Genomic DNA, 17,867 nt, shown 5'->3' on the forward strand with positions numbered 1-17,867 from the left:
TGGCTGGTCGCGCAGTTCCCCGCGCCCCTGAAAGACGGCGCGGGGAACCCGGACCCTGTTTACTTCGTACCGAAGAGCTGTTCGATCGGGTCGATCGCGAAGTAGATCAGGAACAGGGCGCTCGTGCCCCACAGGAGCCAGTGGACCTCCTTGGCCTTGCCGAGGACGGCCTTGATGAGGACGTAGGCCAGGAAGCCGGCGCCGATGCCGTTGGTGATGGAGTACGTGAACGGCATCACGGCGATCGTCAGGAACGCGGGTATGGCGATCTCGTACTTGTCCCAGTCGATGTGCTTGACCTGGGTCATCATCAGGAAGCCGACCGCGACCAGGGCGGGGGCGGCGGCCTGCATCGGGACGATCGTCAGGATCGGCGTCAGGAACAGCGCGCAGGCGAACAGGCCACCCGTGATCAGGTTGGCGAAGCCGGTGCGCGCGCCCTCGCCGACGCCCGCCGCCGACTCGATGTAGGCGGTCGCCGAGGACGAGGAGCTCGCGCCGCCCGCCACCGCGGCCGCGCCGTCGATGAGCAGGACGCGGCCGAGGTTGGGGACCTTGCCCTCCTCGTCGAGCAGGCCGGCCTCGGCGGTGATGCCGACGACGGTGCCCATCGTGTCGAAGAAGTCCGACAGGATCAGGGTGAAGATCAGCAGGACGACGGTGATCACCGTGGTCTCGCCGAACGCGCCGAACAGGCTGAAGTGGCCGATCAGCCCGAAGTCGGGGGTGTCCGCGATCTTGTCGGGCCAGGCCGGCGTGGTCAGGCCCCAGCTCTTGACGTCGGCGACCGAGTTGATGATCAGCGCGACGAGCGTCATCGTGACGATGCTGATCAGGATCGCACCCCGCACCTTGCGCGCGATCAGACCGATGGTCAGCAGGACGCCGAGACAGAAGACCAGGACGGGCCAGCCGCTGAGGCTGCCCGTGCCGCCGAGCTGCACGGGGACGGTGGTGTTCGCGGCGTCCGGGATCCGGCTGACGAAGCCGGCGTCGACGAAGCCGATGAAGGCGATGAACAGGCCGATGCCCACGCCGATCGCCGCCTTGAGCGGACCCGGGATCGCGTGCATGATCGCTTCCCGGAGGCCGGTCACCACAAGGACGCAGATCACCAGGCCCTCGAGGACGACCAGGCCCATCGCGTCGTCCCAGCTCATCAGCGGGGCGATCTGGAAGGCGACCACCGCGTTGAGGCCGAGGCCCGCGGCGAGGGCGAGCGGGAGGTTGCCGCCGACGCCCATGATGATCGTCATCACCGCGGCGACCAGGGCGGTGGCGGTGACGAGCTGGACGCTGTCGAGCTGGTGGCCGAACTTGTCCTTGGCGCTGCCCAGGATGATGGGATTCAGGACAAGAATGTAGGCCATCGTGAAGAACGTGGCGAAGCCGCCGCGTACTTCACGGGCGAAGGTGGACCCCCGTTCGGAGATCTTGAAGAAGCCGTCGACGCTGTTCGCCGCAGGGGGCGCGGCGCCGGGTCGGTCGGCCACCTTCTGTGGTTCGGACATGGGGGTTACTCCTCGTTGCCTAAATGATCGTGTGCGGGTGCAGGCTGGATTGTCCCTGCGTTGAACCGTTCTCAGGTTTTCTCCGTGTTACGGATTCAGAATCGACCAGCCGAACGACACTCGAAGGGCCGCACGACAGCCTGATACTCTCTCGGCTCTCGCGCCAAACGATCACTACCTCTTCACCGGCGCACCACAGGGGGCCGTATACGCAGGCGCCCGGCTTCGGCCGGCATCCGCCGCCGGCCTGGGAAAACTCAGCGAACAAGGGGGTCAGGTCGCCCGTGGGCACTGTCGTCGACGACGCAGCCGCCGTGGAGTTCCATGCCTTCTTCGAGCGGCACTACGCCGAACTCGCCCGCCTGGCACATCTGTTGACGGGCGAGGCGGACGCCGCCGACGACCTCGCGGCGGACGCGCTGCTCGCGCTGTGGAACCGCTGGGACCGGGTACGGGCCGCCGACCACCCGGTGGCGTACGCGCGTGGCGTGGTCGCGAATCTGGCCAAGACCCGTATACGCAGCGCGATCCGGGAGCGTCGGAGGATCACTCTGTTCTGGTCCCAACGGGAAGAGAAGACGGAGAATCCCGACATACCCGGCGTCATCGATGTCCAGGAGGCCCTGCGCAGACTGCCGTTCCGCAAGCGGGCGTGTGTGGTGCTCCGGCATGCCTTCGATCTCTCGGAGAAGGACACGGCGCTCGCCCTGGGAGTTACTGTCGGTACGGTTAAGAGCCAGACGTCCAAGGGAATGGCCGAACTGCAGCGGCTCCTTGGCACCGACGAGGCCCCGCTTCGAATGCGCACCCCTGTGCGCACCACCGGCGGAGCGGGAGGGACGAACCGATGAGGACGCCGCACGACGAGCTGCGTGCCGGGCTGCGTGAGGCGGCCGGGGCATACGAGCCCGACCGCGCGCGCATCCTCGCGCGGGTCGAGCGCGGCATGGCCGCCGGACCCGAGGAGAAGCGTCGCTCGCGCCGCCGGGCAGCACGTACTCCGCTGCTGGCCTGGGCCCGGGTCGCGGGTGCCACCGCCGCGGTGTCCGGGATCCTGGCGATGGGCGGCTACGCGCTGGCCTCCGTGGTGAAGGACGACGAGACCCCGGCCGATCCGACCGTCTCGGTCTCGCCGCTGCCGACCCCGTCGCCGGACGCGACCAGCCGGGCGCCGGTCCAGCCGGCTCCCGAACCGTCCCACGACGACACCGAGGACGAGAAGCCGAGGCCCACGCCGACGCCGACACCCACTCCGACGCCGAAGGCCACGAACACGGCGCCGGCGCCTGACGCCAAGGGTGTCGAGGACGGGCCCCTGTGGTCGGACGGCTCGATCGATCCGCACAGCAACGACTTCTGGGCGCAGAGCAATGTCACGATCAAGACGGCCGAGCGACTGACCGCGCTCACGGTCGAGTTGAAGGTCGCCGACACCGGCGGGGTCACCTCCACCGGTGCGTGGCGGTCGGCCCCGGAGGACGACTTCGAGCTGACGGTCGCCCAGCGCGACGGGTTCCTGGTCTACACATGGGTGCTCAAGGAGGGCCGCACGGTCCTGCCGGGCGAGTGGGTCTTCGCGGGCCAGTACGACCACACGCGCGGCGGCCGGGACGCGAAGGACGACACGTACACGGTGACGGCCCGGGCGGGGAGCGAACAGCTCGCCGTGAAGGGCGACTTCGCGGCCCAGGACGACAACGACAAGTCCGACGAGGGCGATTCGTGAAGGCGTGACCCCGGCTCGTGGAAAGAATTCCGCGGACTCGGCAACCTTTCTCGCGCGGGCGGCGACCAGGAGACGCACACATCTCCTCACCGCCGAGGTGATCGGTAGTGGTGCGGACGGAACCACTGGCGAGTTTTCGCCATCTGTCCTCACGTACGAGCAAGTGATCCTTCAAGCACGACCGGAGTCGGCAGCCGTGAGCACGCACCAGAGAAAACTCAGTCGCCGCAGGCTGCTGGCCGCTTCCGCGGTGGGAGTGGCCGGTACGGGTGCCGCCGTGGCGGCGGGCAGCGGTCTGCTGTCGTCCGCGTCTGCGGCTACTTTCGGCCACACCGACGACGGCTCGAACTTCGTGATCAACACCGGCGCCTCACTCGTTTTCAAGATCTCCAAGAAGACCGGCGACCTCACCTCCCTCGTCTACCGGGGCAAGGAGTACGAGGGCTACGGCGGCCGGCACTCGCACGTCGAGTCGGGGCTCGGGGCGTCCACGGTGACCATCACGCGGTCCGGCTCGACGATCCTGGTCAAGGCCGCGCACGGTCCGATCACCCAGTGGTACGCGGCGCGCAGCGGCCAGAACAACGTCTACATGTGGACGAACAAGGCGGACGCCTCCTTCACGGCGACCCGTTTCATCGTCCGCCTCAAGCCGGGGATGTTCCCGAACGAGGGGTCGGACTCCTGGATCGAGGCATCCGACAAGATCATCGAGGCCGGTGACGTCTGGCGGCGCGCGGACGGCACCACGCACTCCAAGCACTACTCCGGCAAGCGGGTCATCGACTACGACCACATCGGCTTCACCACCGGCTCGGTCGGCCTGTGGATCGTGCGCTCCAACCACGAGAAGGCGTCCGGCGGCCCCTTCTACCGCTCGCTGCTGCGCCACTCGAACGACAAGGGCGCGGGGCTGTACGAGATCCTGCACTACAACCAGGCCCAGACGGAGAAGGAACGTTTCGGCCTCCAGGGCCCCTATGTTCTCGCCTTCACGGACGGTGGCGCCCCCGCCCCCTCCCTCGCCGCCGGGCACCTCGACACCTCCTGGGTGGACGGGCTCGGCATCACCGGCTGGGTCGGGGCGGCCGGACGCGGCAAGGTGGCCGGCGTCGGCATCAAGGGGATGGACGCGAAGCACCCGTACACCGTGGGCTTCGCGAACGCGGACGCCCAGTACTGGGCGAAGGCCGCCTCGGGCACCGGCGCCTTCTCCTGCAAGGGGATGCTGCCGGGGACGTACACGCTGACCGTGTACAAGGGCGAACTGGCCGTGCACACCGCTCCGGTGACCGTGAAGGCGGGCGGCACGACCACGCTGCACAGCATCACCGTGACCGGGGACCCGTCGACCGCGAGGACGATCTGGCGGCTCGGGGACTGGGACGGCACGCCCGGCGAGTTCAAGAACGCGAAGCTGATGACCTACGCGCACCCCTCGGACGCCCGCGCCGCGAAATGGACGGGGAACGTCACCATCGGCGACGGCTCCTCGGCCGCGTCCTTCCCGGCGTACATGTGGAGCGGGGTCAACGACGGCATCCTCGTGCACTTCCGGCTGACGGCCGCCCAGGCCGCCGCCGCGCACACCCTGCGCATCGGTGTGACGGACGCGTTCTCGGGCGGGCGCCCGCGGGTCACCGTCAACGACTGGGTGTCGCCCGTCCCCACGGCCACCGCGCAGCCCTCGACACGTTCCCTCACCACTGGTTCCTACCGGGGGAACAACCGTACGATCACCTACAGCGTCCCCAGGAGCGCGTGGAAGACGGACGTGAGTCAGTACAACGTCCTGAAGATCAACATCGTCAGTGGTTCGAGCGGCACGGCGTTCCTCAGCCCGGGCACCTCGTTCGACTGCCTGGATCTGCTGGCCTGAGCCCCCCTCGGCCAGTCAGAGAGAGCCCCCGCCGGTGACGACCGGCGGGGGCTCGGTTCTGCGCTGCTCGATTCTTCTGTGCGGTACGTCAGTTCATGGTCGATCCGATGGCCGTGGAGCCCACCGTCAGAAACGTGGTCGCCGGCAGCGACCCGTTCGACCGCCGGGCACCGTACGCGGCAGACGCGTCCTTCGACTTCAGCGCCGGTGTCACGACACCGGAGTCCCAGTTGTTGGCCGCCGAGACGGTGGACGCGCCCAGCCTGGACAGGGGGCCCTTGTTGCCCACCGCGAGGTTTCTCGCGAGGCGGGCCTTGCCGGTGGCGAAGTAGAAGCCGGTTCGGGCGTTGCCGTAGGCGGTGTTGCGGTTGAGCAGGATCGCGCCGGTGTTGGAGTTCTCCGTGAAGCCGTGCAGGTTGTTGTCCCAGGCCGCGTTGTTGTTGACGACATGGGCGACCGACACTCCGCCGCCGCCCAGCTTGAAGCCGTTGCCGTTGCCCTCGAACGCGGGGTCGTGCCAGCGGTTTTTGCCGTTGCCGAAGGCCCAGGTGTGCTCGACGGTGACGGGGGTGGAGAACTGCCAGAGGTCGATGCCGTCGTCCGCGTTGTCGTAGAGGCGCGCCCCGGTGACCCTGTTGCCGCTGCCCGAGCCGAACTTGATGGCGAGGCCGTCGGCGTTCTGGCCGTGCCCGGCGGCATCGTAGTTGAGGTAACTGTCCAGGTTCTGCACGAGGTTGTCGCTGGTGCCGTCGCCGCGCAGGGTGAAACCGGAGTCGCCGTTGCGCGCGGTGACGAGGTTTCTGAAGATTCCGCCGACGGACGAGGTGGCGACGAAGCCCTGGGCCGGGGAGTTGGTGAAGGTGAGGTTCTGGACGGTCCAGTAGTCGCCGTAGATCCCGGCCAGCCAGGAACCGGCGGGCAGCCTGGACCCGTCGATCCGCACCTTCTCGCCGCCGTACGCCCGGAGGGTGATCCGCGCCGAACTCGTGCCGTTCGCCGTCGACTTGAGGGTGGCCGTCGGGTAGTACGTGCCCGCGCGCACCTGGATGACGCGGCCCGCCACCGCGTTGCGCACCGCCGCCTCCAGCTGAGCTGTGCTGGACACGGTGACCGTGGCGCCTGCGGCGCTCGCCCCGCCGGGCGAGAGGCCGAGGTACACGCCGCCCGCACCGGAGGAGAGGGCCACCGCCGCGGCGATGGAGAGGGTGCGGGTTCTGCGGTGGCGGCCGGTGCCGATGCGCACGGACGTTCCTTTCCTCGGGGCTGGGACTGTGTGGTTCCCCGGACAGGAACCGGGCTGCGGCCTCGATGAGGTGAGGCCGCAGCCCGGCTCTGCTGTCCTGTCGCCGCCCGGCTGAAAAGGGTTGCCGTGGCTCGTACGATCCGTACGAAAAAGTTCGGGATCCCGGTCGGGGACCGGCTTCAGCTGACGAAGTACGTCGGGTTCGGGAACTTGTACGTGCGGTCGGCGTAGCCGCCGTCGAGGTCCGAGTACTGGTCGCCGAAGTTGGCGATGACGTCGTAGCCGAGGTCCTGCTCGATGTGCTTGCGGGTGCCGGCCTTGTACTGCACGGTCGTGCAGGTCCAGGCGGTGGTCGTGGCGCAGTCGCTCAGGTAGGCGGGCGGGTTGGCCGCGTCCTTGAGGAACATGTGCCCGGCATCGAGGTTGATGTCGGCGCCGACCTTCTTCAGGTTCGCGACGGCCGCGGCGCGCTGCGACTCCTTCAGGCCGGAGTTGTAGAACACCTCGACGCCCTTGGCCTTGGCGTAGGCGACCAGCTCGGGCGTGCCGAAGACGGCCGGACGGTCGGCCTTGGCCACGTAGTCGGTCCAAGTGGCCGAGTTGTACGTGTAGTTGGTTCTCTTCTCGTAGTCGAGGGAGAGCAGCAGTGTGTCGTCGATGTCGAAGACGACAGCGGGCTTCTTGCCCTTGTGCAGCGCCTTGCGGGCCGTCTTGTCGATGTAGCTCTTCGCCGCGGACTCGATACGCGCCAGGTCCTTGGCGTAAGGGCTGCTCGTCGAGGCCTGGTACACGCCGTTGGCGTCGGCCGTGGTGCCGTAGTAGGTGTCGATGTCCTTGACCAGGAGCCCGATGTTGTAGGGCTCACGGGTGGAGTTGGCCGTGGACTGGTGGGCGGTGGCCGCGCCGGTGCCGTACAGCGCGGCGCCCGCGACAGCGCAGGTGACGGTGAGTGTCGCGAACCGAAGTGACTTATGCATGCCAGGTTTCTACGCGCGTCACCCTCGCGGTTGCCAGACCTTTTGCCTGATCTATATCAAGTCAATAGGGGACGGAAACCGGCCATTGAGGAGCGAGGGGTGCGGGCGGCCCCGCGCCGCACCCCTCGCTCGGCTTTCCACTCGCAACTCGTCGCGGCGGACGGTCAGTTCATCGTCGAGCCGATCGTGGTGCTGCCCGTCGTCAGGAACGTCGTCGCGGGCAGCGTGCCGTCCGAGGCGCGGGAGTTGAACGTGGTCGACGCGTTCGTGGACGCGAAGGACGGCGTCGCGATCCCCGAGTCCCAGTTGTTGCCGGCCGAGGTGACCGCCGAGCCCTTGTTCACCGACCCGGAGCTGTTGCCGACGGCCAGGTTCTTGCCGAGTTTGGCCGCACCCGTCGCGAAGTAGTAGCCCCACTTGGCGTTGGCGTAGGCCGTGGTGCGGTTGATGGAGATGGCGCCCTTGTTGCTGTTCTCGGTGAAGCCGTTGCCCGCGTTGTCCCAGGCGGCCGAGTTGTTGACGACATGGGCCACGACCTCGCCGTCACCGCCCAGCTTGTAGCCGTTGCCGTCGCCCGCGAACGCCGAGTCGGACCAGCGATTCCTGCCGTTGCCCATCGACCAGGTGTGCTCGACGGTGACGGGCGACGAGAAGGACCAGAAGTCGATCCCGTCGTCCGAGTTGTTGTAGAGACGGGCGCCGGTGATCAGGTTGCCGGTGCCGGAGCCGAACTTCACCGCGATGCCGTCGGCGTTCTCACCGTGGTTCGCGGGGTCGTAGTGGCCGTAGGAGTCGATGTTCCTGACGGTGTTGTTGGTGGTGTTGTCCCCGGTGAGCGTGAAGCCGGAGTCGCCGCCGTTGATGGTCTTGATGTTGCTCCACACCGTCGAGGCGCAGGACTGGCAGACGACCGCGCTGTCCGGTGAGTTCTGGAACGTGATGTTGGAGACGGTCCAGTAGTCGGCGGTCAGCTTGAAGATCCAGTCGCCGTCCGGCAGGTTCGACCCGTCGATCTTGACGCTCTCCGAGCCGTACGGCTGGAGGTAGATCCGGCTGGCGGACGTGCCGTTGGCCGTCGACTGGAGGGTGGCCGTCGGGTAGTACGTCCCGGCGCGCACCTGGATGGTGGTGCCGGCGGTGGCGCTCGAGATGGCGCTGCTCAGCTGCGCGGAGGTGGAGACGACCACGGTCGCGGCCTGGGCGGGGGTGGGGAGCACCGCGAGGCCGATACCGGCGGTGGTGACGGCCAGAGCGGTCAGGGAGCTGTTGACACGAGTAAAGCGAGGAGAACGCATACGACGCATGACGTGCGGGTCCTTTCGTCGCAACGGGGACGGGGGTTGGGGAGCGGTGGGGGTTACAGCACGGCGTCCAGCCAGGTGAAGACGTCGTCCTGCATGGGTGCGGTGAACACATGGCCGAGGTCGGGCCAGATCCTGGTGTGCAGCCGCTCCCCGGCGCGGCGCGAGCGCCAGACGGCGCGCAGCTTCTCGTGGGCCACGCGTACGCCCTCCGCCGGGAACAGCGGATCCTGGGCGCCGTGGAAGAACAGCATCGGCCTGGGTGCGGCGATGCTCGCCACGTCGGGGAAGTCGAGGTGCCGGGCGAGCCCGGGGTGGAGCATGTGGTAACTGGACTGGCCGCGCAGGGTGTTGTTGCCGGGGACCATCATTTCCTTCAGCCCGGTCATCCAGCAGACGCTGGCCGCGGCGGCGATGTCGTCGCTGAGCGCGGCGGTCTGCCAGGCGCGGTAGGCGCCCATGGAGAACCCGACGGCCGCGATCCGCCGCTCGTCCACCCGGTCGAGCCCGGCGAGGAAGCGGGCGGCGCGTACGTCCTCGCGGGCCATGAGTCCGGCGAGGGACGAGCCGAGGTGGTACATGTTGCTCGCGAGGGCCTGCTGCTGGTCGTAGGCGAGTGGGCCCCGGTCGGCCCAGCCGAGCGCGTCGAGCGCCAGTACGACGTATCCGCGCCTGGCCAGTTCGTCGCCGACGAACCGTCCGCTGAAGTACCGGTCCGCCCAGGCCTCGGCGGAGGCCAGCCGGGTGTCGTCGTACCAGGGCCGGACGAGCTTCTCCTTGCCGATGTCGAACTTCGCCCCGTGGTCGTGGAGCAGCAGTACGGCGGGGAAGGGGCCGGTGCCGTGCGGGGTGAGCAGGGCGCCGCGCACGGGCTCGTACCGGGTGAGGGCGAGGGTCACCAACTCCCTTCGGTAGATGGGGTTCTCGGTCCGGTCGCTGAACTCCGGGTCGAACGGGACGCCGTCGCCGTCCGGCTCCACGAGGAGGGTCTCCTCCACCTTGGCGCGGGCGATGCGCCGCCAGGCCCCGAAGTCCCGGATGCCGGAGCGGCCCCAGGCGAGCGGGAAGTCCAGCTCGTCCTTGAGCGCCGGGTGGAAGCCGGGCAGGGGGCCGTCGACGACCGCCGACTCCGGGTCCGGCTCCGAACCCGCATCGGCATGCGCATCCGCATCCGCGAGTGCGGGCTGGGCGGCACCCCCGTTGATCAGAGCCGCCCCCGCTCCCACGACGAACGCCCGCCGTCCCACCGCCGGATCACTGCCGCTCATACGGGCGCCAGTCGCCGAGATAGGTCCGCCGCGTGTGCTCGCCGGCCTCCGCCGCCGTGAGCTGCGGCCGGTTCTCCGGCACCGTGATCTCCGCGCCCGGACCGGAGTTGCCGTACTCGCGAAAGCGCATGGTCTGCCACGGATAGGCCTCACGCATGTTGATGTACGGGGTCGCGGCGTCGATGCCCCGGCCGAGCCAGGTGTCCCGGACCACCAGCGAGGGCCAGGCGGTCGTCTCGTACGAGGGCACCCAGGGCCGGGCGATCTTGTACGCGCCGTCCTCCGCGCCCGAGGTCACCAGCCCGCGCACGGCCAGGAAGCCGTACGGGTTGGCTCGGGCCGTGGCGGGGGCGAAGACCATGCCCTCGGGTTTGAAGGAGACGTCCCGGTCGAGGGTGTGGAAGTGGCAGCGCTCGAAGACGGCCCGCGCCCGGCCGAAGACGAAGTCGACGTCGCCCTCGATGTAGCAGTCGCGGTAGTAGTGCCGGTCGAAGGCGGTCAGTGCCGTCGTGTCCGCGAACAGGGTGTCCTGGTGGGCGAGGAACCGGACCCGCCGGAACTGCGAGCGGTCCCCCGTGACATACGCGGCGACGGCCTGCGTCCCGGTGATCTCCGGGTGGTCGGCGCGCAGCCAGTCGTTGGCGAGGGTCAGGTCGCGTACGGTCAGGCCGGGCGCCGCCGAGGTGAAGGTGGCGGAGCCCGCGGTGCCGTAGGTGCCCGAACCGTCCGGCTTCTGGGTGCCGTTGGCGTTGTCGTACACGATGACGGTGTCGCGGGGATCGCCGGTGGCGCCGCGCAGGGTCAACTCGGCCGCCTGGGCGGGGATGTTGACGACCTCGCGGTACGTACCCGGGTGCACGACGATCGTCCGGCCGGTGCCGCCCTCCGCGACCACCGCGTCCACGGCGGCCTGGACGGACCCGCCGGGGCGGACGTGCAGGACGCGGTGCCGGTGCGCGGCGGACGCGAGGGCGGGAGTCGTACCGGTGGCGATCAGCCCGCCGGCGAGCCCGGTCAGTCCAGTCAGCAGTGTGCGTCGGCGCATCTCAGCACCACCTCCCCCGCCACGGCTCCCAGTCGCCGAGATACGCCTCGCGGGTCGCCGACTCGGCTTCGGTGGCCGTGAGTTGGGGCCGGTTCTCCGGCACCGTGATCACCGCGCCCGGCCCCGAGTTCCGGTACTCGGCGAACCGCTGGCTCTGCCACGGGAAGCTGTCCGACATGTTGGTGTAGGGCGCGACCGCGTCGATGCCGGGGCCGAGGTGGGTGCCGCGGACGGTGAGCATCGGGCGGGCGGTGGTGTCGGAGCTGGGCACCCAGGGGCGGGCCAACTTGTAGGCGGCGTCGGGTGCTTCGCTGGTGACACGGCTGCCGGTGACCAGGTAGCCGCGCGGATTGGTGCCCACCGTGGACGGCGCGAAGACGAAGCCGTACGGGGCGCCGCCGAGGTCGGTGCGGTTCAGGGTGCGGAAGTGGCAGTGTTCGTACACGGCGGTGGCCCGGCCGAAGACGAAGTCGACGTCCCCCTCGGCGTAGCAGTGCGCGAAGTACTGCCGGGCATACGCCTCGCGGCTCATCGAGTCGGCGTACAGGGTGTCCTGGTGGCCGAGGAACCGGCAGTGGTGGAACGCCGAACGGTCGCCCTGCACCTTGATGGCGACGGCCTGGGTCCCCGCGATGTCCGGGTGGTCGGCGCGCAGCCAGTCGTTGGCGAAGGTGATCCAGCGGGCCGTGAACCCGGCTGCCTGCACCAGGGTGGTGGCGGAGCCGGTGGTGCCGTAGGTGCCGCCGCCCGGTTTCGGGGTCCCGGCGGCGTTGTCGTACACGATGACGACGTCACGCGGGTTCTCGGAGGCGCCGACGAGGGTCAGCTCCGTACGGGTGGAGCTGACGGCGACGGTCTCGCGGTAGACGCCCGGTGCGACGACCAGGGTGAATCCGGTGCCGCTGACGGCGTTCACGGCGGCCTGGACGCCTGTGAAGTCGCCGGTGCCTGCCGCGTCGACGTACAGCGTCTGCTCGGTCAGGCGGCGGGCCGGGGAGCCATAGCGGCCGAAGCGGGTCCGGCCGGCCGCGCGGGCGGGGGCCGCGAGCCCCAGGGCCAGAGCGGCCCCGGTGCTCGCGACGACGAACGACCTCCTGCTGAGCGGGAGTCGAGAGTTCGCCATGGTCAGCAGACCTTGCCCGCGCCCGCGCCACGGGCGACGACGGACGGCACGGCGCGCGGTGAGTCGACCTTCGTGCGGAGGGTGGGCGTCCAGCCGGCGCCCGACTGGAGCGTCTCGGCGGGGATCTCGGCGTTGTGGACGGCGATCAGGTCGGTCAGCTTGCCGTTGACGTAGTTGTTCACCGCGGTGAGCGGCGACTCGTTCCACTTCTTCAGGACCTTGCCGACCTGGGCGCCGGCCGGCAGCGAGATGGCGTTGTCGCTGGCGTGCAGCTGCGAGGAGATGCCGACGCCGAAGACGTAGTAGTCGGACTTCTGTGCCTCGCCCACCACGTAGTGGTTGTTGTAGACGTCGACCTGTCCGAAGCGCACACGCGGGGAGCGCTGGAGGATCCCGTCGAACTTGTTGTGGTGCATGGTGACCTTGAGCTTGCCGCCGTCGGTGGTGGCGGTGCTGTCGCTGTTGCCGATCAGCATGTTCTTGTCGTGGTCCTTGAAGGAGTTCCAGGACACGGTGACGTAGTTGGCGCCGCGCACGATGTCGGTGAGCCCGTCGTGCTGCTGGAAGACCTTGCCGAAGTAGACGGGCCGCTCGCTGTCGGGGAAGCGGCCGTCGGTGAGGGTGTTGTGGTCGATCCACACGTGGTCGGTGCCGTAGACGACCACGGCGTCGTACTCGGAGTTCCAGTTCCCGGTGTTCTTGTCGTCGGTCGGGTCCCACTTCGGGAAGCAGTCGAGGGGCGCCTCGATGGTGAGGTTGCGCAGGATGACGTTGGAGACACCCTTGATCTGGAGGCTGCCGCCGAGGATGCCGGAGTTCTTCCCGACGCCGACGATGGTGGTGTTGCTGGGGACGGCGGCCTTGATCGCCGAGTCCTGGTTGGCCATGGAGGCGACCCTCGCGTCCTCCTGCGGGCCCATGGCGACCTTGTCGTTGCCGTAGACGGCCGGGTCGTAGTCCTTGAGGTACTGCTGGAGGTCGTATCCGCCGGTGACGAAGGCCTCGCAGCCCTCGGACACGGCGTCGATCATGCCCTTGACCTGGATGATCTTGGGTGCGCTGCCGCCGTCCTTCAGCGCGGCCTTGAACTGGGCCCAGGTGGTGACCGTGTAGACGTGGTCGGCGTCGGCGGCCGAACCGCCGGTCGTGCCGCCCGCGTCGGACCCCCAGCCGTCACCGGCGGCAAGGGTTTGGCGGCCGAGGTCCTGGGCGGCGGCGGGGGCGGCGGCCTGGGCCGCGGGGCCGGTGAGGGACAGGACGAGGGCGGTGCAGCCGAGCAGCACGGCGGACTTCACGGTGACGTGATCATGACATGCGCGAGCGTTCATGGTACGGCTCTCTTTCTGAATGCCTGGGGGGGGAAAGCGCTTTCACGGACTGCAGGTGTCAAGACCTGGAGGCCATGGGCCTGGGGGCCAAGGGCCTGGGGGCCAAGGAGAAACGGGTGTTACGCGGTCGGGTGTTACGCGGTCAGGCAGTGGCCTGCGGCCAGGTGATCCACGACTCCGGGATCACGTCGTCGAGGCGGCGCACGTCCCGGCGCGCCAGCACCCGGCGCCGCACCAGCTCGGCGGCGACGAGCCGGGCCACGGCGATGGCTCCCGGCGGATTGAAGTGCGTGTTGTCCTGCTCGGTGGCGGTCCAGTTGAAGTACTTCTTCGTCTCCTCGACCCCCAACTGCTGCCAGAGCGCGATCGACAGGGCCTGGATGTCGAGCAGCGCCACGCCCTCCTCCTGGGCGAACGCGCGCATCGACGCCGGGTAGTCGCCGTGGGTCGGCTGCGCGTTGCCGCTCGCGTCGAACTTTCTGCGCTCGACGGAGGTGGCCAGCACCGGACGGGCCCCACGGGCCCGCGCACCGTCGACGTACAGCCGCAGATAGTCCTGGTACGTGGTCCAGGGCTCGGTGTAACGGACGGGATCGGCGCTCTTCTCGTCATTGTGCCCGAACTGGATGAGCAGGAAGTCGCCCGGGGCGATGACATCGAGAATGGCGTCCAGACGCCCTTCGTCGAAGAAACTCTTGGAACTGCGCCCGTTCACCGCGTGATTGGCGACGACCAGATCCTTCTGGAGAAAGAAGGGGAGCGCCATTCCCCACCCGGTTTCCGGGGCGGCGTCGGCGTATTTCTGGGCGGCCGTGGAATCACCGGCGATGTAGAGCGTGCGGGCCCGACGACCGGAATGCGCCGAGGCACTCCCGGACGCCCCGGCAACAGCAAGAGGAACAGCGGCAAAAGCAGCCGCGGCCACCTGTCTACGACTAAGAGACACGACGTTGTGCCTTTCAATAAGGGGCAGGGGGACCCGCGCCCCGACAGGGGCGCGGGGAACTGCGCGACCAGCCACAACGAACCCGCAGCCGGCGACGAACGAGAAGAACCCCTAGCCCATCTGCTCATTCCACTCAGCCTGCGCAGCATTCAGCTGCTCGGCCAACGTGTCCAGGAAGTCCTTCGCACTCATCTTCTTCAGCAGCACCTTCTGGAAATTCGGCTCATTGTCCGCCTTGGAGATGGTGTTCCAGTCGGGCAGGTAGTACGGCAGCTGCACGATCTTGATGGTGCCGCTGTTCAGCGACTCCGCCGCCAGCTTCGTCGCCTCCGCGGACTGGATCCACGGGTCCTTCGCCGCCTCCATGTTGGACGGAATGGCGCCCGCGGACTCGTTCCACTTGCTGTTGGACTCGTGCGAGACGGCGAACTCGATGAACTTCCACGCGGCCGTCTTGTTCTTGCTGGACTTGAACAGGCCGAGCCCGTCGACCGGGTTGGAGACCTGGACCTTGGTTCCATCCTCCAGCGTCGGGTTCGGAATTCCCCGGAACTTGCCGTCAAGCGCCTTCACATGGTCCTGGTAGGAACCCAGGTTGTGGCTCAGCATGCCGATCTCGCCGCTGTCCCACTGGGCGACCATCTTCTTGAAGTCGTTGTTGACGTCGGCGGACGGGGTGTCCTTCTTGTACAGCGCCGCGTACTTCTCCAGCGCCGCCACGTTCTTCGGGTCGTTGACGGTGGTCTTCGCCTCCTTCCAGAAGGAGGTGATCCCCGACTGCCCGTACATCGCGTCCAGGGCCTGGGCGATCGACCCCTCGCCGCCGCGAATGGTGTAGCCGAACTTGTTCTTGCTCGCGTCGGTGAGCTTGTCGGCGGCCTCGTAGAACTTCGTCCAGGTCGTGGGCGGGTCCAGCTTCGCCGCCTCGAACAGGTCGGTCCGGTACCAGAGCGTGCCGTTGTTCGCGGAGGTCGGGACGGTGAACAGCTCGTCGCCGCCGCCCGCGCTGCGCACGCTGTCGATCATGCCCGGGGTCAGCTTGCCGTTGAGCGTGCTGTTCTTGAGCCGGTCGTCCAGCGGCTCGAGGGCGTTCTGCGCGGCGATGCCGGCGAGCATGGCGGCGCCGACCCCGCCGACGTCGGGCAGGCCGCCGCCCTGGATCGCGGTGTCGTACTTGGACTGGACGCTCTCGGACGGTATCCCGACGTACTTGACCTTGATGTCGGGGTTGGCCTTCTCGAAGTCGGCGATGATCTCCTTCCAGACGTCGGTACGCACACCGCCGTTGTTGTCCCAGAAGGTGATCTGGCCCTTGCCCGAGCCCTCGTTGCCCTTGTCCCCGCCCGCTCCGCTGCCGTCGTCACCGCAGGCGGTGGCGGTCAGGGCGAGGACGGAACCCAGGGCCACGGCGATGGCCGCGCGCCTGCTTCTGCGGATGCTGATCTTCATTGGTCGGCACTCTCTCTTCTGGATCAAACGGAACTATGAAGTTGTGGGGGGTCAGCGGCGGGCGTACGGAGCCCAGCCGTCCGTACCGTTCAGGTAGGCGGCGACGGTGTGCACGGCCGCGTCCGCGTCGCTCAACTGCGGGCGGTCGGCGGTCACCTGGGCGCCGGGACCGTAGGTCCGGTACTCGGTGAAGCGGGCGTCCTTCCAGGAGAAGCCGCTCATGTCGGTCCACGGCGAGGACTTGACCGCGGCGGGCAACTCGGTGTCCCTGAACAGGACTTGAGCCACGGCGTTCGGCTCGCCGCCGGGGTGCCAGGGCCGGCCGAGGTGGAAGGAGTCGGCGGGGGCGTCGCTCACGACCTTCGAGCGGGTGATCAGGAAGCCGTGGGGGTTTCCCGTCCAGGTCGAAGCGGCCGTGATGTAGCCGTTGTTGGTGGTGGAGCCCCGGCTCAGCGCACGGATCACCGACCGCTCGATGACGGTCGTCGCGCGCCCGTAGATGAAGTCGACGTCGCCCTCGATGTACGAGTCGCGGACGTAGACCCGGCTGATCACGTCCAGCTTGGGGCTGTCGGTCATCAGGGTGTCCTGGTTGCCGAGGAAGGCGGTGTTCTCGAAGACGATCCGGTCGCCCGTCGTCTTCATCGCGAGCGCCTGCTCGCCCTTCAGCTCGACGGCGGCCTCGTCGAAGTCGTTGCTGAAGGTGAGGTTGCGGGCGGTGACGTCGTTCGCGGCGATCCGGACCGTCGCGCTTCCCGTCGAGCCCCCGTACTCGGCAGGCGTGTCGAACACGATGACGGTGTCGGAGCGGTTCCGGCCCGTCCCCTGGAGCAGGATGTCCGACTTGCCGGCCGGGATGAACACCTTCGCGCGGTACGTGCCCGGCGCGACGGCGACGGTCACCGGACTGTCGTTGCCGACGGGCACCGCGTCCACGGCGGCCTGGACGGTCGGATATTCGGCGGGGACGTGGAGCGTCACCCCGGCGCCGATCCGCTGCTGCGGCCCGGAGAACCGCTTCACCAGCGCGGGTACGGCGGCGGCCGGGTCCAGCCGGTAGGCGTAGAAGTCACGCGGCCGGAAGGCGGTGCCCCAGGTGTCCTGGCGCCCGCTGACGTTCTTCAGGATCGACCCGCGCTGCACCAACTCGGCGGTGGCGTCGGCCTGGTAGGGGTGCTGGACACCGTCGTAGTAGCTGTTCTCGATGACCATCCTGGTCCTGCCGCGCGACCAGTTCCCGTAGGTCCAGACGGGATCGCCGTCGGTGACCTGGGCCGACACGTAGTTGTTGTAGAGGTGCGCGTAGGCGCAGTTGTCGGCGGACGGGTTGCGCTGCTTGGTGCCCGTGAACCAGTTGTGGTCGATGGTGATCTCGGTGAGCACGTTGGACGTCCAGCCGATGCCGAACGCCTTGTTGTGGTGGGCGAATTGATTGTTGGAGACGGTGATGTACCGGCTGTCCTTGCGGATGTCGAGCAGTCCGTCGCCCATGTGCGTGAAGCGGTTGTGGTCGATCCAGACGTGGTCGGCGGTGTCCAGCTGGATCGCGTCGAAGTCGGTCGTCTTGCCGTCCCAGTCGCCCTCGACGTACGAGTCACGGATCGTCAGGTTGCGGATGATGACGTTGCTGGTGCCCGGGTTGAGGTGCAGTTCGCCGTGGACGATCTCGCCGGTGTCGCCGACGCCGATGACCGTCTTGTTCGAGGCGACGACGACGTCCGCGCCGAAGGGTGCCACGGCGATCGAGCCCGCGACCCTGATGATGTACGGCTCCTCGGCCGCCGCGTACTTCACCAGCGAGGCCTGGTCGGTGACCGTGACGACCTTGCCGCCCGCGCCGCCGGTGGTGCCGCCGTCGAGGGAGGCGAAGCCGTGCGGCCGGTCGGTCCAGCGGGCGGCTGTCGTCGTGGTTCCGGTGGCCGGGTCCGAGGGGCCGGCGGCCGTCGCCTCGTCGACCGACCCGAGGCACAGGGCGGCCACCAGACCCACGACGGCGGTCAGGGTTCTACCGGCGCCCAGTAAGCGCTTGCTCGGGAAGTGCGTCATTGCGGCTCCCAACAGGCATACGAAT

Annotated in this window: 14 protein-coding genes; 3 read left to right on the forward strand and 11 right to left on the reverse strand. The window is 68.5% G+C overall.

Annotation, left to right across the window (positions count from 1 at the left end):
- Positions 1-59: 59 nt before the first annotated feature.
- Positions 60-1,511, reverse strand: a complete 1,452-nt coding sequence (locus tag ABZ855_RS18775; protein ID WP_360808114.1) for an NCS2 family permease — start codon at positions 1,509-1,511, stop codon at positions 60-62.
- A gap of 284 nt (positions 1,512-1,795) precedes the next feature.
- On the opposite strand from ABZ855_RS18775, the gene ABZ855_RS18780 reads away from it, so the two are divergent.
- The 3 genes from ABZ855_RS18780 (at position 1,796) to ABZ855_RS18790 (ending at position 5,116) form a co-directional block, all read left to right on the forward strand.
- The gene (locus ABZ855_RS18780; RefSeq protein ID WP_319199736.1) at positions 1,796-2,362 is read left to right on the forward strand and encodes a SigE family RNA polymerase sigma factor; all 567 of its coding nucleotides are present in this window, start codon (positions 1,796-1,798) and stop codon (positions 2,360-2,362) included.
- The gene (locus ABZ855_RS18785) at positions 2,359-3,237 is read left to right on the forward strand and encodes a hypothetical protein (RefSeq protein WP_360808116.1); all 879 of its coding nucleotides are present in this window, start codon (positions 2,359-2,361) and stop codon (positions 3,235-3,237) included. Before ABZ855_RS18780 ends, ABZ855_RS18785 begins: the two co-directional genes overlap by 4 nt.
- Positions 3,238-3,433: 196 nt before the next feature.
- Complete coding sequence (locus ABZ855_RS18790; protein ID WP_360808118.1) at positions 3,434-5,116, forward strand: rhamnogalacturonan lyase B N-terminal domain-containing protein; 1,683 nt, start codon at positions 3,434-3,436, stop codon at positions 5,114-5,116.
- An 88-nt stretch (positions 5,117-5,204) separates the two neighbouring features.
- Here ABZ855_RS18790 and ABZ855_RS18795 read toward each other — a convergent pair whose 3' ends face one another.
- The 10 genes from ABZ855_RS18795 to ABZ855_RS18840 all read right to left on the reverse strand — a co-directional run bounded on the left by ABZ855_RS18795 (position 5,205) and on the right by ABZ855_RS18840 (position 17,842).
- A complete protein-coding gene (locus ABZ855_RS18795; RefSeq protein WP_360808120.1) occupies positions 5,205-6,359 on the reverse strand; it encodes a right-handed parallel beta-helix repeat-containing protein in 1,155 nt (384 codons plus the stop codon).
- Between the two features lie 179 nt (positions 6,360-6,538).
- Positions 6,539-7,336 carry an HAD family acid phosphatase gene (locus ABZ855_RS18800; protein ID WP_360808122.1) on the reverse strand — a complete coding sequence of 266 codons (798 nt, stop codon included), beginning with the start codon at positions 7,334-7,336 and terminating at the stop codon, positions 6,539-6,541.
- Between the two features lie 164 nt (positions 7,337-7,500).
- Positions 7,501-8,640 carry a pectate lyase gene (locus ABZ855_RS18805; RefSeq protein WP_360808124.1) on the reverse strand — a complete coding sequence of 380 codons (1,140 nt, stop codon included), beginning with the start codon at positions 8,638-8,640 and terminating at the stop codon, positions 7,501-7,503.
- 53 nt (positions 8,641-8,693) lie between these two features.
- A complete protein-coding gene (locus tag ABZ855_RS18810) occupies positions 8,694-9,905 on the reverse strand; it encodes a dienelactone hydrolase family protein (protein WP_360808126.1) in 1,212 nt (403 codons plus the stop codon).
- Positions 9,892-10,950, reverse strand: coding sequence for a pectinesterase family protein (locus ABZ855_RS18815; RefSeq protein WP_360808128.1), 1,059 nt, complete (start codon positions 10,948-10,950; stop codon positions 9,892-9,894). The genes ABZ855_RS18810 and ABZ855_RS18815 overlap by 14 nt, the downstream gene beginning before the upstream one ends.
- Before the next feature lies 1 nt (position 10,951).
- Entirely contained in the window at positions 10,952-12,073 is a 1,122-nt protein-coding gene (locus ABZ855_RS18820) for a pectinesterase family protein (protein ID WP_360808130.1), read from the reverse strand.
- A 2-nt stretch (positions 12,074-12,075) separates the two neighbouring features.
- Positions 12,076-13,401, reverse strand: coding sequence for a pectate lyase (locus ABZ855_RS18825; RefSeq protein ID WP_360808132.1), 1,326 nt, complete (start codon positions 13,399-13,401; stop codon positions 12,076-12,078).
- Between the two features lie 142 nt (positions 13,402-13,543).
- Positions 13,544-14,347: a rhamnogalacturonan acetylesterase gene (locus ABZ855_RS18830; protein WP_360808134.1), complete on the reverse strand. Its 804-nt coding sequence runs from the start codon at positions 14,345-14,347 to the stop codon at positions 13,544-13,546.
- 111 nt (positions 14,348-14,458) lie between these two features.
- Positions 14,459-15,796, reverse strand: coding sequence for a sugar ABC transporter substrate-binding protein (locus ABZ855_RS18835; protein ID WP_360808136.1), 1,338 nt, complete (start codon positions 15,794-15,796; stop codon positions 14,459-14,461).
- Between the two features lie 51 nt (positions 15,797-15,847).
- On the reverse strand, positions 15,848-17,842 hold the full coding sequence (locus ABZ855_RS18840; protein WP_360808138.1) for a pectinesterase family protein: 1,995 nt from the start codon (positions 17,840-17,842) through the stop codon (positions 15,848-15,850).
- Between the last annotated feature and the right edge of the window lie 25 nt (positions 17,843-17,867).

It is taken from the genome of Streptomyces sp. NPDC047042 (assembly GCF_040644035.1).
Taxonomy (GTDB): Bacteria; Actinomycetota; Actinomycetes; order Streptomycetales; family Streptomycetaceae; genus Streptomyces.

Excerpts from the sequence above, each read along its gene's own strand:
- ABZ855_RS18840 (WP_360808138.1), bottom strand. The coding sequence starts at position 17,842 with ATGACGCACTTCCCGAGCAAGCGCTTACTGGGCGCCGGTAGAACCCTG.
- ABZ855_RS18785 (WP_360808116.1), top strand. The coding sequence starts at position 2,359 with ATGAGGACGCCGCACGACGAGCTGCGTGCCGGGCTGCGTGAGGCGGCC.
- ABZ855_RS18835 (WP_360808136.1), bottom strand. The coding sequence starts at position 15,796 with ATGAAGATCAGCATCCGCAGAAGCAGGCGCGCGGCCATCGCCGTGGCC.
- ABZ855_RS18775 (WP_360808114.1), bottom strand. The coding sequence starts at position 1,511 with ATGTCCGAACCACAGAAGGTGGCCGACCGACCCGGCGCCGCGCCCCCT.
- ABZ855_RS18805 (WP_360808124.1), bottom strand. The coding sequence starts at position 8,640 with ATGCGTCGTATGCGTTCTCCTCGCTTTACTCGTGTCAACAGCTCCCTG.
- ABZ855_RS18800 (WP_360808122.1), bottom strand. The coding sequence starts at position 7,336 with ATGCATAAGTCACTTCGGTTCGCGACACTCACCGTCACCTGCGCTGTC.
- ABZ855_RS18815 (WP_360808128.1), bottom strand. The coding sequence starts at position 10,950 with ATGCGCCGACGCACACTGCTGACTGGACTGACCGGGCTCGCCGGCGGG.
- ABZ855_RS18825 (WP_360808132.1), bottom strand. The coding sequence starts at position 13,401 with ATGAACGCTCGCGCATGTCATGATCACGTCACCGTGAAGTCCGCCGTG.
- ABZ855_RS18810 (WP_360808126.1), bottom strand. The coding sequence starts at position 9,905 with ATGAGCGGCAGTGATCCGGCGGTGGGACGGCGGGCGTTCGTCGTGGGA.
- ABZ855_RS18820 (WP_360808130.1), bottom strand. The coding sequence starts at position 12,073 with ATGGCGAACTCTCGACTCCCGCTCAGCAGGAGGTCGTTCGTCGTCGCG.